Annotated in this window: 8 protein-coding genes and 6 pseudogenes; 6 read left to right on the top strand and 8 right to left on the bottom strand. The window is 72.7% G+C overall.

The features are described 5' to 3' along the window. Nucleotides 1-78 precede the first annotated feature (78 nt). From IE242_RS37885 to IE242_RS22450, 5 genes and pseudogenes are all read right to left on the bottom strand, one after another. Nucleotides 79-283: pseudogene (locus IE242_RS37885) on the bottom strand (type I glyceraldehyde-3-phosphate dehydrogenase); the annotation flags it as partial. A gap of 318 nt (nucleotides 284-601) precedes the next feature. Further along, on the bottom strand, nucleotides 602-1,525 hold the full coding sequence (locus IE242_RS22465) for a carbamate kinase (RefSeq protein WP_189862026.1): 924 nt from the start codon (nucleotides 1,523-1,525) through the stop codon (nucleotides 602-604). A 3-nt stretch (nucleotides 1,526-1,528) separates the two neighbouring features. Continuing rightward, nucleotides 1,529-1,630, bottom strand: a pseudogene (locus IE242_RS22460) (ornithine carbamoyltransferase, subunit I); the annotation flags it as partial. Nucleotides 1,631-1,693: 63 nt separating this feature from the next. Then, nucleotides 1,694-1,978 (bottom strand): annotated as a pseudogene (locus tag IE242_RS22455) (arginine deiminase family protein); the annotation flags it as partial. A 5-nt stretch (nucleotides 1,979-1,983) separates the two neighbouring features. Continuing rightward, nucleotides 1,984-2,268, bottom strand: a pseudogene (locus IE242_RS22450) (amino acid permease); the annotation flags it as partial. Nucleotides 2,269-3,056: 788 nt separating this feature from the next. Here IE242_RS22450 and IE242_RS22440 point away from each other — a divergent pair. Further along, complete coding sequence (locus tag IE242_RS22440; protein ID WP_189862024.1) at nucleotides 3,057-3,479, top strand: pyridoxamine 5'-phosphate oxidase family protein; 423 nt, start codon at nucleotides 3,057-3,059, stop codon at nucleotides 3,477-3,479. Nucleotides 3,480-3,503: 24 nt separating this feature from the next. Here the strand turns inward: IE242_RS22440 and IE242_RS22435 are convergent, their stop codons facing one another. After that, entirely contained in the window at nucleotides 3,504-4,484 is a 981-nt protein-coding gene (locus IE242_RS22435; RefSeq protein ID WP_189862022.1) for an Acg family FMN-binding oxidoreductase, read from the bottom strand. Between the two features lie 549 nt (nucleotides 4,485-5,033). On the opposite strand from IE242_RS22435, the gene IE242_RS22430 reads away from it, so the two are divergent. Then, nucleotides 5,034-5,615 (top strand): Rv1733c family protein, encoded by a 582-nt coding sequence (locus IE242_RS22430; protein WP_189862020.1) that lies wholly within the window; start codon nucleotides 5,034-5,036, stop codon nucleotides 5,613-5,615. Between the two features lie 427 nt (nucleotides 5,616-6,042). On the opposite strand, the gene gap is transcribed toward IE242_RS22430, so the two are convergent. Both gap and IE242_RS22420 read right to left on the bottom strand, forming a co-directional pair. After that, nucleotides 6,043-7,071, bottom strand: a complete 1,029-nt coding sequence (gene gap, locus IE242_RS22425; protein ID WP_189862018.1) for a type I glyceraldehyde-3-phosphate dehydrogenase — start codon at nucleotides 7,069-7,071, stop codon at nucleotides 6,043-6,045. Nucleotides 7,072-7,217: 146 nt separating this feature from the next. Further along, nucleotides 7,218-7,481: pseudogene (locus IE242_RS22420) on the bottom strand (helix-turn-helix domain-containing protein); the annotation flags it as partial. A gap of 319 nt (nucleotides 7,482-7,800) precedes the next feature. On the opposite strand from IE242_RS22420, the gene adhP reads away from it, so the two are divergent. The 4 genes and pseudogenes from adhP to IE242_RS22395 all read left to right on the top strand — a co-directional run bounded on the left by adhP (nucleotide 7,801) and on the right by IE242_RS22395 (nucleotide 11,668). Then, nucleotides 7,801-8,811 carry an alcohol dehydrogenase AdhP gene (gene adhP / locus IE242_RS22410; protein WP_189862010.1) on the top strand — a complete coding sequence of 337 codons (1,011 nt, stop codon included), beginning with the start codon at nucleotides 7,801-7,803 and terminating at the stop codon, nucleotides 8,809-8,811. Between the two features lie 113 nt (nucleotides 8,812-8,924). After that, nucleotides 8,925-9,476: pseudogene (locus tag IE242_RS37880) on the top strand (PEP/pyruvate-binding domain-containing protein); the annotation flags it as partial. Between the two features lie 449 nt (nucleotides 9,477-9,925). Beyond that, entirely contained in the window at nucleotides 9,926-10,405 is a 480-nt protein-coding gene (locus tag IE242_RS22400) for a cation:proton antiporter regulatory subunit (protein ID WP_189862005.1), read from the top strand. A gap of 3 nt (nucleotides 10,406-10,408) precedes the next feature. Then, nucleotides 10,409-11,668: a cation:proton antiporter gene (locus IE242_RS22395; RefSeq protein ID WP_189862003.1), complete on the top strand. Its 1,260-nt coding sequence runs from the start codon at nucleotides 10,409-10,411 to the stop codon at nucleotides 11,666-11,668. Nucleotides 11,669-12,267 lie beyond the last annotated feature (599 nt).

The following is a 12,267-nucleotide window of genomic DNA, read 5'->3' as shown; positions in this document are numbered from 1 at the left end:
TTCCTGCCGCTGTAGCGGCCAGCACCAGAGGAGGATACGGGAACGCTGCGCCGCCATGAGAAGCTCGCGAGGCGCTGATCAGCAGGGGGCCGTCCGAGCGGCGGCGTAGTCGGTGAGGTCGAGCAGCCGGCGGGTGCACCCCCACTCGTTGTCGTATCCGGCCGAAGGCCTTCACCCGCTCGCCGTGCGCGTGCGTCAGCGGCGCGTCCGGGAGGCACGAGGCCGGGTCGCCCACGGCGTCGCGGGAGACGATCGGGGCGTCGGGAACCCGGAGGACGCCCTTGAAGACGAATCCGGTGAGCAGGCGAAGACAGGCGAGGACGTAGGCCGACACGGACGCCGTCCCGGCCCCCGCTGACGCCGTGAACCGGGCGGCAGTCGTGGACCGATGCCCACGGAAGGACGGGCGTGGAACCGCGGAGAACGGACACCGGTACCCGCGAACCGGGCGGCACTGCCCGGCAATCGGGCTCGGTGACGCTCGTCGGTGACCGTGCCTCGTGGCTGAAGGACGGTGCACGGGCCCGGGCGGCGGCCGCGTGTGCTCGTGCCCCGGGTGACGCGGGTACGTCCGAGCGGGTCGTCATCCCCGGGGCGGCCGTCAGCCGACGGCCAGGTCCGGGCGGACGAGCGTTCCGGACCGGCCGTGGACCATCTCGTACGCCGCGTCCAGCGCGCCGATCGCGGCCAGGCCGCCCGTACGCTCCACGAACCGGGCGGCCGCCTCCGCCTTGGGGCCCATCGAGCCGTCGGGATAACCGCCGCGCCGCAGGTCGGCGGGGGTGGCGTCGAGGACGGGATGCTGACCGGGGGTGCCGTAGCCGTCGTAGACGCACGGCACGTCGGTGAGGATGAGCAGGAAGTCGGCCTTGAGGTCCTCGGCGAGCAGGGCGGCGGTCAGGTCCTTGTCGACGACCGCCTCCACTCCGGTCAGCGCGCCGGTGTCCTTGTCGGCGGTGACCGGGACGCCTCCGCCGCCGGCGCAGACGACCAGGGTGCCGCTGAGGAGGAGCTCGTGGACGGTCTCCGTCTCCACGATCCTCTCGGGCGCCGGTGAGGGGACGACACGGCGCCAGCCCGTGCCGTCCTTGGCGATGTGCCAGCCGTACCGGCGGGCGAGCGCTTCGGCCGGCTTCCGGAGGTACACCTGGCCCACGAACTTGGTGGGCCGCCCGAAGGCCGGATCGTCGGCCCGGACGAGGGTGTGGGTGACCAGCGCGGCGATCCGGCGTCCGGGCAGCGCGTTGCGCAGGGTGCGGGCGAGCAGGGAGCCGATCATGCCTTCGGTCTGTGCGCCGAGCAGGTCCAGCGGATACGGGGCGGTGAGGGCGGGGTCGGCGGCGCTCTCCATGGCGAGCAGGCCGATCTGGGGGCCGTTGCCGTGGGTGACGACGACCTCGTGCTCCTGGGCGAGGGCGGCGATCGCGGTGGCGACACGGTCGATGTTGGTCTGCTGGACGTCCGCGTCGGGGCGTTCCCCGCGGTGCAGCAGGGCGTTGCCGCCGAGGGCGACGACGATGCGCATGGCTCAGTCCTCCAGGGTGGCGACGAGTACGGCCTTGATGGTGTGCAGCCGGTTCTCCGCCTGGTCGAAGACGATCGAGGCGGGCGAGGCGAAGACGTCGTCGGAGTTCGCTCAGGTAGGAGCGGCCTCGCAGGTCGATGGTCATGACGGGTCCTTCCGGCGGTGCGCTCAGGCGACCGGGTCGCGTTCGATCGGGCAGCTCATGCATCGGGGGCCGCCCCGGCCGCGGCCGAGTTCGGCGCCGGCGACGGTGACGATCTCGATGCCCTGCTTGCGCAGGTACGTGTTGGTGGTGACGTTGCGCTCGTAGCCGACGACGACGCCCGGGGAGAGCGCGAGGAAGTTGCTGCCGTCGTCCCACTGCTCGCGCTCGGCGTTGCGGATGTCCTGCGGTGCGGACAGCATCCGCACCTTGTCCAGGTCGAGCGCCTCGGCGAGGGCGGTCGCCAGGTCGGAGCCTCGACATACCCGACCCAGGCCACCACGATCGCCGCGTTCCCGGCCCAGGCGGTGATCCGGTACGACCAGGCGTTGAGGAACCCGGCGAACTCGCCGAAGGCCTCCCGCGCGTAGACGTACGGCCCGCCGCTGGCCGGTACCCGCTTCGACAGGGAACCGAAGGTCACCGCCAGCGCCAGCGCGCCCAGCGTCACGAGGACGAACGCCACGAGCGAGATCGGCCCGTACGGCGCGAGGGCGGTCGGCAGGGCGAAGACTCCGGTACCGATGATGCTGCCGATCACCAGGGCGGACGCGGCAGGCAGGCCGAGTGCCGCCGTGGGAGCCGGAGCCGGTCTTGAACCGCTCCGTGGGGTGGTGGACATGAGCGCGCTCCTTGCTGGGCTCACTGCGGATCGGTCGATCCGGGAACGATCCTTCCGCGCCACCACGACCATGGTCATCGGCCACAAGGCCCGCACCTGGCCCATTGGTCCCGACAGCAGGTGTCCAGCAGGTCGCTGCCGCCCGAGCTGGAACGGCTGGGACATCCGGCCGAGCCCGGCGAGCCGGCTACGGCCCTGGACCGGTGCCCCGGGCGTATCGCGGACCGAGGCAGGAAGGTCGGTGAAGCAGCGTGCGGAACACGTCAGGAACTTGGTGCTGGTGACCGTGTCGATCTGTATCGCGGTCGCGCTGAGGGAGGCACTGGGCTTGTGGCGGCTGTCATCGCCGGGGTGCGAGCCGGCGTCCGTGCTGGGCGAGCGGCTGACCGAGTGGACGACGCCGCCGGAGCGAGCGGTGTTGCTGCGTGGCGCCCCCCGGGCAGCTCGGGCACCCGTTCGCATAGTGATCGGTCCGGCCGCATCCGGCTTCGCCTGCGGGGTGGGCCATGGGTCCCTACCGGCGGACGGACGTTCTCCGGGTGCGGACCCGGCCGTCCCTCCGCACAACCAGGTGCACCGGCTCACCGGCCCGGTCTCCGCGAAACAACGGCGGAACAACGGCCGCGATCGGCTGTCGCCGCGACCGCGAAGGGGCTAGGGCCGATCGGCCCTAGCCTTGTGCCCCAACCTGCGGAGACGATGGGCTGATGTCCAAGAACGACGCTTTTCGCGCACTCGATCGGCAGGAGTGCCTGCGCTTGCTCGCCAAGGTGCCGGTCGGCCGCGTGGTCTACACCCGGCAGGCACTGCCCGCGGTCCTTCCTGTCAACTTCTCCCTGGACACGGATTCCGCCGTCCTGCTGCGCACCTCGCCGGACTCGGACCTCGTCCGCGCCATCGACGGTGTCGTCGTCGCCTTCGAGGCGGACGAGTTCGACGCCGCGACCCGGTCCGGCTGGAGCGTCGTCGTCACCGGCCGGGCCACCGTGGTGACCGATCCCGCCGAGCACGAGCGGCTGTCGCAGGCCGGCCCCACGTCCTGGATGCCCCTGGAGGACCCGGTGATCGTACGGATCGAGTCGGAGATGGTCACCGGACGCGAACTCAGGGGACTGCGCGGCACCCCGTGAAGTGCGGCCCGCAGCAAGCCGCCGCTATCCGGAAGCGGGTGCGGGATCCGCGGACGCGCGGGGCATGCGGCCGCCTTCCGGGCCGTACCCAAAGCGGATCAGCAGCTGCGGGCAGCACCGCCGCCTCGATCCGGCCGTCGCCGCCCGCAGGTCCGGCCACTCCATCGCCTGGTGCAGCATCGACGTGCGCACGCCGCTCCGGGTCGCCGTGAGCAGCACGCGCTCCAGTGCCTGCCCCGCCCGCAGCCAGTCCTCCCGCCGGTCGTGGGACGTCCACAGCAAGGCCAGCTGAGCGTGACGTTCGAAACGCAGGGCGGGCAGGTGGGGGGCGGGCAGCCGGCCCGTGAAGTCCCGCACCGGCATCCGCCCGGACGCATCCCGCGGGCCCAGGGCTGTGAAGGGGATGCCGTAGGAGGCGTCCGTTCCCGGAGCGGTGATCCAGGTACGCGCCTCGGCCGCACGGGCCGGGTGGACGGCGTTGCGCGCTTCTGCCGCCTGGGTCAGGCGCAGCAGGCGCCGGGTCCCGATGATGTCGGGCACGTCCAAGTGGGCGCCCTCGGCCCGGGCCGAGCCGATCATCTCGGTCACGACCGGATCCGGAACGGGGCGCCCGGTGAACGGCATCCGGCTCGTGTGGCGACGCTCGACCGCCTCGTACAAGTGACTCAGGGGCAACCGCGCGTCCGCGGCGGGCCCGGCCAGTCGCACGGTGGCCAGCAGGTCCGGATCGTCTGCGGCGGGAAGCAGCCGGACGACGGGATCCCAGCCCAGATGCTCCGCGGCGACCCGGAGGTTGAAGACGGCCGCGCCCACCGACAGGTATTGGGCGCGCAGATCGGGGTCGGCCAACGGCAGTCGCCGCCGCCGGTCGGCACGGACCTCGATCGACCGGCTGTCCGGGTCCAGGCCGAACCGCCAGGGCTGCGTGTTGTGGATCGACGGTGCCGCCACCGCCGCGGCCAGCAGGGCCTGCAGGGCTGTGGCGTCGACTTCCCTGGTCTGCATCACGGCTCCTTCGGCCGAGCTGTCTCCCGTCCCTGTCAACCCTGCGCCGCGACTCCTACCTGGAGGAGGGTTGACCGGCCCCGAGCCGAGGGCCGTACGGCCTCATTCGCGGCCTGTACGACACCGAGAAGGCAGGCCACACGCACAACCTGCGCGCGTTGTCCGCGAGGCGCCCTCCTTCTCCTGGTGGCGATACCGAATGAGCGATGACCAGCCGTGGCCATGTGGCTTCGGACCCGCTCCAGACACTCCACCCAGCTGCCCAGGGGCTACGGCCTCGCCCCGGGCGGGTCACGGCCATCACGGCTGACGGCCGGTGCCCGGACCGGGAGCACGTCGCGCCTGAGTGAAGCGATGGATCCGGAGAGCACGACCCGGTTCGAGACGTCGAGCGTTCAGCCCGTTCGGCAGTCCGGCCCCGGCCGCCCTTCGCCACGGGGCCGACCGGCCCTCACAAGACGACCCCGTTGGTCTCTGCCGCCATGGATCGCCGATCCGTCACCGTAACGGTGTGGTGATCAGATCCGTCGCGCCCGGAGGGATGCGCACATGCTGAAACAGAGTGGCCGGGTGTGGTGCTGGCGCTGGCGGCGCAACCCGCTCAAGCGGCGTTCCGACGTCGCCGAAGCCTGGATCGGCGTCGCAACAGCGGTGCTCCTGCTGCTCACGGTGCCCGCGGTGGGCGTGGCGATGGCCGGCGTCGGCGAGCGCTCCGCTCTCGACCAGGCGCAGGGCCTGCACCGCGCCGCCGCACGCCTCGTCGAGGACGCTCCCGCGCCGCCGTCCCGGTTCGCCGGGTCGGCAGACGACCATGTGCGGGCGATCGTGCGGTGGACCACGCCCGAAGGCTCACCGAGAACCGGCGAGGCCCTGGTGGCATCGGGCAGCAAGGCGGGCGCGTCCACCACGGTGTGGCTCGACGACGCGGGCCGCCTTCATCCGGCCCCGCCCACCCCCGCCCAGGCCAGGTCCCAGGGAGCCGCCCTCGGCGCGGCGGCCGGGGCGGGTGTGTGCGTGCTGGTCGTGGGTGGCTGGTGGAGCGGCCGGGTACGGCTGGAAGTGCGTCGCGGGACGCAGTGGGACCGGGCCTGGGCGGAGTTCGACGCCCACCGGGGTCACCGGCACGCGTAGGTCTCCTTCGACAGCGGGCCCGCACACGTGTCAGTCCTGGGGCCCGCCCCGATTCCGCGAATACCGCGGACTGCGTTGCGTGTGCAGATCGAGAACCATGTCGCGCTCCGGGAAGGCAGCCTGCGGCTCGTGCGTGGCGCACCACCGGCGTAGCGCGCAGTGCGGATCACGCGCCTGGACCACGTGTTCACCGTGGTGGACGACCTGCCCGGTGCCGCGGCAGACCGTTCATCGGGACGGGCCCCGCCGACGTGAGCAGCCCCGCATGGCTTCTTGTCCCTTGCCCGGGAGAGGTGTCGGGGAACTGCCGGAGAACCGGCAGGCACCGTGGGCACCGGTGTGCCGGCGCCCACGGTGCGCGAGGTTCCCGAGCGGGTCGTGTGCCCGGGCCGACGGGCAGATGCCGCTCTCGGCCCCGCCCGGTTGATCAGGCCGGTCGGAGCGGGCGGGCGACGTACTCGGTGAGGTCGAGCAGCCGGTTGGTGTAGCCCCACTCGTTGTCGTACCAGCCGAAGACCTTCACCAGTTCGCCGTGCGCCTGCGTCAGCGGTGCGTCGAGCACGCACGAGGCGGGGTCGCCGACGACGTCGCGGGAGACGATCGGCGCGTCGGACACGCGCAGGATGCCCTTCAGGGGTCCGTCGGCGGCTTCCCGGAAGGCCGCGTTGACCTGGTCCGCGGTCACCGGCCGGTCCAGGACCACACTGAGGTCGGTCAGGGAACCGTCCTCGACGGGCACGCGCACAGCGATGCCGTCCAGGGTGCCGGACAGTTCCGGCAGGACCAGGCCGACCGCGCGGGCCGCGCCGGTACTGGTGGGGATGATGTTGACGGCGGCGCTGCGGCCGCGGCGCAGGTCCTTGTGCGGGCCGTCGAGGACGACCTGGTCGTTGGTGTAGCCGTGGATAGTGGTCATCAGGCCCTTGACGATGCCGAAGTGCTCGTCGAGCACCTTCACCATGGGCGCCACGCAGTTGGTGGTGCACGAGGCGTTGGAGAGGACATGGTCGCGCTCCGGGTCGTACGTGCCTTCGTTGACGCCCATCACGATCGTGGCATCGACGCCCTTGCCCGGCACGGACAGCAGCACCTTGCGCGCGCCCGCCTCCAGGTGCAGGCCGGCCTGCTCGCGGGTGCGGAAGCGGCCGGTCGACTCGATGACCAGGTCCACGCCGAGGTCACTCCAGTCCAGCTCGGCCGGGTCACGCTCGGCGGTCACCACGATGCGGTGGCCGTCGACGGTGATCGAGGTGTCGTCGTGTTCGACTGTGCGGCCGAGGCGGCCGTAGGTCGAGTCGTACGCCAGCAGATGCGCAAGTGCCTCCGGCGAGGTGAGGTCGTTGACCGCCACGACCTCGACCGGTGTGCCGGTACCGGCCTCCGCGCGCTCCAGCACGCAGCGCAGGTAATTGCGTCCGATGCGGCCGAAGCCGTTGATGGCCACGCGTACGGTCATGTCCGTCGTCCTCCCGATCAGCGCTGCCCGGCGGTGTCCGGGTGCGCCGCCAGCCTGCTGACCGGGGAGGGGTTCCGGCTTGGGTCGCACGGGGGTGGACTGAGGGACGTTCGGCCCCCCTGCGGGCTCGGGCTGCCTGTGGAGGCTCACTGTGCTTCGTGCCGCGGCCGGTCCTGGGTCTGCGTGGCGATGACCGCGGCCTGGATGCGCCGCTCGACGCCGAGCTCGGCGAGCAGGCGGGAGATGTGGTTCTTGACGGTCTTCCCGGCGAGGTGGCGCCGCCGGCCGATCTGACGGTTGGTCATGTCCTCGCCGATCAGGGCCAGGATCTCCTGCTTCCGGGCGGTGAGCCCCGGCAGGGCGTCCGGCTCGGGCTCCGGCTCCTGGTTCTGGCGCAGGCGGGCCATCAGCACCCGCAGGTCCCGGTCGCCCACACGGTCGAACTCGCCCGTCCGTCCGGAGTCGTACCGCGCGGCGCCGCCCACGCCGGACTCGTGGTGGTCGGTCGCCGCGTGCACCGCCCGGCGCTCGGTATGCGCATCGGGCCGGTGGCCCACCACGCCGTGCTGCACCGCACCGCCGCCCAGGTCGCCGTCGTGCCTCAGGGCTGAGGGGCCGGATGCCGCTCGGGGCGAGGCCGGGTGGCCCCACCGATGGGGACGTCCAGTACCTGCCGTCGCAGGGCGGTCGGTTCGACCCTGGAATCGCACCGACCAAGAGGAGCATCAAATGAAGGCAGCAGTCGTCCGGTCCTTCGGCGAGCCGCTGGTGATCGAGGACCGCCCGGACCCGGAGCCCGGCCCCGGCCAGGTCCGCATCCGCCTGGAGGCGTCCGGGCTGTGCCACACCGACATCCACGCCGCGCACGGCGACTGGCCCGTCAAGCCCACCCCGCCCTTCGTCCCCGGCCACGAGGGCGTCGGCATCGTCGAGGCGCTCGGCGAGGGGGTCACCCACCTGGAGGTCGGACAGCGGGTGGCCGTGCCCTGGCTGGGCTGGGCCTGCGGGCGGTGCGAGCACTGCCTGTCCGGCTGGGAGACCCTGTGCGAGCAGCAGCACAACACCGGCTACAGCGTGGACGGCGGCTACGCCGAGAAGATGCTCGCCCCCGCCGACTTCGCCGCTCCGGTCCCCGACGGCATCGACCCGCGCGACGCCGCCCCGCTGACCTGCGCAGGCGTGACCACGTACAAGGCCCTGAAGGTCGCCGGAGTCCGCCCGACCCAGCTGGTGGCGATCTCCGGTGTCGGCGGCCTCGGCCACCTCGCCGTGCAGTACGCCAAGATCGCCGGCGCCACCGTCGCCGCCATCGACGTCACCGACGACAAGCTGGAACTCGCCCGCGAGCTCGGCGCGGACATCCTCATCGACGCCCGCAAGGAGAACCCGGCCGAAGTGCTCAAGCAGCACGGCGGCGCCCACGCCGCGATCGCGCTGGCCGTCGACGAGCAGGCGTTCGCCGCCGCCTACGGCGGTCTGCGGCGCGGCGGCAAGCTGGTCATGGTCGCCCTGCCCGCCGGCGGCACCATCCAAGTTCCGATCTTCGACACCGTCCTCAACGGCACCTCTGTCATCGGCTCCATCGTCGGCACCCGCCAGGACCTGGACGAGGTGTTCCAGCTGCACGCCGCCGGACGCACCCGGGTCATCTACGAGACCCGGCCGCTGGACACCGTCAACGACTCCATCGCCGACGTCCTCGACGGGCGGATCAAGGCACGCATCGTCTTCGAGATGTGACCCGCCCCGAACCTGTCCGCCGTGCGTCGTCCGCCGACCGGCCACGACGCGCGGCGGACGCAACCCAGCCCCGTGACCTTCCCTGGCGAAGCAGGACGAAAGGGCACACCATCATGGTCCGTCACGTGTACGGCTTTTCCGCGGGCGGCCGTGACATGGCCGACCTGCTCGGCGGCGAGGGCGCCGACCTGGCCGAGATGTCCCGGAGGGCCTGCCGGTGCCGCCAGGCTTCACCGTCACCGCCGAAGCCTGGCGCGCCTTTCTCGCCACCGGCGCCGAACCGGCGCCGAGCCGAACGGCCTGGCCGCGAGATCTCCGGTCATCCGACGTGCTGGGCAAAGCCGCCGGACGGCGGGTGGGCAGCCGGATGATCCGCTTCTGCTGTCCGTCCGTTCCGGGGCCCGTTTCACCTGCCCGGCATGTCTGAATACGCCTTCGCGGGCTTCGAGGCTGCCCGGGGCGCGGCGGACGACTTGAACCTGGACACGGCCGACCTGGCTGGGCCCGGCGATATCTACAGGAAGCTGATCCGCCAGGAGACCCGGGAGTACTTCCCGCAGTCCCCGGCCGAGCAGCTGCGGCGAGCGGTCCTGGCCGTCTTCGCGTCCCGGAGCGGCGAGCGCGGCCGTCTCCACCGGTGGCGCGAGCACATCCCCGACGACCTGCCCGAGGTCTCCGTGGAAGTGCGGGGGCGTCGCTTCGTCGTGGGCGGCACCGTCGTCGAGGAGGACACGGTCATCTCGGTGAACGGCGCCGAAGGGCGGGCCATTCCGGAGCGGCTCCGCTGGTCGATCCCGCTGTGATGCGGCACTTCGAGAGCGGTAAGCAGGATGAGCGCTCGGGCGGGCTGGTCGACGCCGTGGCCGCGCGTCATGCGACGCCGCGTCCGGTGCAGCCGGCCCGATACGCCCGGGGCCCTCGGGCCACCCCAGGGGGCCACTCGGCCCTGTCGGGTTCCCCCTGGTACTCAGGACACTGATCACCAGCGCGCGGACCCGATATCTGCGGTACGAGGGCTCGAGCACACCGCGACGCCTGCCGAAGGCCTGTGCACGGCGGGCCTGGACCACGGCCCCGCGCGGGACATCCGGATGCGTGACGACGGGAAGTTCACATGGACATCAACGAGGTGCTGTTGCCCGGAGTGGGGCTGCGGTACGAGTTCGTCAACCACGAGGGCGACCGGATCGGGGTCGTCGCCCAGCGCTCGGGCGACTTCGAAGTGGTGGTGTATCCCGGTGACGACCCCGACGAGGCCCACCCGGTCGTCCGGCTCACCCGCGAGGAGGCCGACACCCTCGCCGAGATCCTCGGCGCCCCGCGCATCGCGGAACGGTTCGCCGACCTGACCCGCGAGGTGCCCGGCCTGAACGCGGGTCAGGTCGAGATACGTCCCGGCAGCCCGTTCGCCGACCGCCCCCTGGGAGACACCCGGGCCCGGACCCGCACCGGCGCCTCGATCGTGGCCGTCGTCCGCGGCGAGGACGTGATCGCCTCCCCGGGACCGGGCCGGACACTGCGGGCCGGAGACATCCTGGTGGTGATCGGCACCCGCGAGGGCATCGCCGGCGTCGAGCGCATCGTCCAGGGCTGAACCGTGCACACGCCCATCGCCCTGCTGCTGGAGCTGGGCGTCATCCTGGCCGCGCTGAGCCTGCTCGGCACGGTCGCACGGCGCTTCTCCCTCTCGCCCGTGCCGCTGTACCTGGTGGCCGGACTGGCCCTGGGCGACGGCGGGCTCGCCCCGGTTCCGGCCGCCCGGGACTTCGTCGACACGGGCGCCGCCATCGGTGTGGTCCTGCTGCTCCTGGTCCTCGGCCTGGACTTCACCGTCCAGGAGTTCACCGTCAGCCTCCGCCGCCACCGTTCCTCCGCCGCCGTCGACCTCGTCCTCAACGCCACTCCCGGCGCCGTGGCCGGCTGGCTGCTCGGCCTGGACTCCGGCGGCATTCTGGCGCTCGCGGGCGCCACGTACGTCTCCTCCTCCGGCATCGTCGCCCGCCTGCTCGGCGACCTGCGCCGACTGGGCAATCGGGAGACCCCCGCGGTGCTGTCCGTCCTGGTGGTGGAGGACTTCGTGATGGCCGCCTACCTGCCGCTGCTCGCCGTCGTCGCCTCCGGAGGCACCTGGTGGCAGGCGCTGCTCGCCGTCGCGGCCGCCATGACGGCCGTCGCCGCGGCCATAGCCGTGTCCTGGCGCTGGGGCCATCATGTCGGCCGGGTCCTGTCCCACCCCGACCCCGAGCAGGTACTGCTCCGCGTTCTCGGCATCACCCTGATCGTGGCCGCCCTGGCCGAGATGATCCACGTCTCGGCCGCCGTCGGTGCCTTCCTGATCGGCCTCGCCCTGACCGGGGCCTCCGCCGACCGGGCCCGGACCGTGCTGAGCCCGTTGCGCGACCTGTTCGCCGCGGTGTTCTTCCTGGCGCTCGGCCTGTCCGTCGATCCGGCTGACCTGCTGCCGATGCTGCCCGCCGCGACGGCGCTGGCCGTGGTCACGGCCGCCACCAAGGTGGCCTCCGGATGGTATGCCGCCGGGCGCGAGGGCGCGGGCAGCCGCGGCCGGCTGCGAGCCGGAACCGCGCTCATCGCCCGCGGCGAATTCTCCGTCGTCATCATCGGGCTGGCCGCCCCCGCGCAGGGCCACCTGGCAGCCCTGGTCACCACCTACGTGATGCTGCTCGCCGTCTGCGGTCCCGTCCTCGCCCGCTTCGCGCCCACCCGGCCGGCGGCCCCCCGCCCGCCCGCACGGCGGAACAGGGCCGCGGATCTCGTACCGGACCCCGTCAGTGATGCGCTTCCGCTCCCCGCGCCGGCGCGACCGGGCGGTGGGCGCGGTCCGGCAGGACCTGACTGACCTGACCGAGCCGAGCGGCAGCCCGGCGAAGCCACCTCCGCCCCGGGCACCGGCCACCACGAGTTGAGTGGACCGGCTCGCCTCGATCGGCGCCTCCCGCGTCCCGCCATGCACCACCCTGTGCTCCAGCACCACACCCGACTACCACCCCTGGCGGTCGGCGAGCGCCTCGGTCAGCAGGCGGTCCTCCCCGGCGGGTTCGCGTACGGCGTCGACGCGTCCCGCAGTCCGGGCATCGGCGCGTTGCATGTGATCCAGGCGCACAGCGCCGCCAACGGCGCATTCCGCAGCTCGGCCTTGATGATGGCGGGGTCCGACGCCTGCTCGCCCGCGGCCGATCCACCCCCTCGTCCTTGTGGCGGCGGCGCAGGAGAGCGGCTCGCCCTGACAGTACCGAGGCCGTCGGTCCCGCACCGATCACGGTGACCGTGCCGGTGCCGCACGGTGGGCGTGGCACAGCGCTCGGAGACTCGGCCGACAGGGCGAGGGCGGGAGCCGGCGTCCTCCGCGGGAGACGGCCGACCGGAGCTCCGAGCACCGCGGCGGTGAGGCGGCCCGCCTCCCTACGGGGCAGGCCGGTGATTCCACGGTCACTGGCT

The organism is Streptomyces poonensis (assembly GCF_014650915.1).
Classification (GTDB): domain Bacteria; phylum Actinomycetota; class Actinomycetes; order Streptomycetales; family Streptomycetaceae; genus Streptomyces; species Streptomyces poonensis.
This window is presented reverse-complemented; position numbering and strand designations above follow the sequence as displayed.

Coding starts and splice junctions, on each gene's coding strand:
- adhP (WP_189862010.1), top strand. CDS start 7,801: ATGAAGGCAGCAGTCGTCCGGTCCTTCGGCGAGCCGCTGGTGATCGAG.
- IE242_RS22440 (WP_189862024.1), top strand. CDS start 3,057: ATGTCCAAGAACGACGCTTTTCGCGCACTCGATCGGCAGGAGTGCCTG.
- IE242_RS22435 (WP_189862022.1), bottom strand. CDS start 4,484: ATGCAGACCAGGGAAGTCGACGCCACAGCCCTGCAGGCCCTGCTGGCC.
- gap (WP_189862018.1), bottom strand. CDS start 7,071: ATGACCGTACGCGTGGCCATCAACGGCTTCGGCCGCATCGGACGCAAT.
- IE242_RS22430 (WP_189862020.1), top strand. CDS start 5,034: ATGCTGAAACAGAGTGGCCGGGTGTGGTGCTGGCGCTGGCGGCGCAAC.
- IE242_RS22465 (WP_189862026.1), bottom strand. CDS start 1,525: ATGCGCATCGTCGTCGCCCTCGGCGGCAACGCCCTGCTGCACCGCGGG.
- IE242_RS22400 (WP_189862005.1), top strand. CDS start 9,926: ATGGACATCAACGAGGTGCTGTTGCCCGGAGTGGGGCTGCGGTACGAG.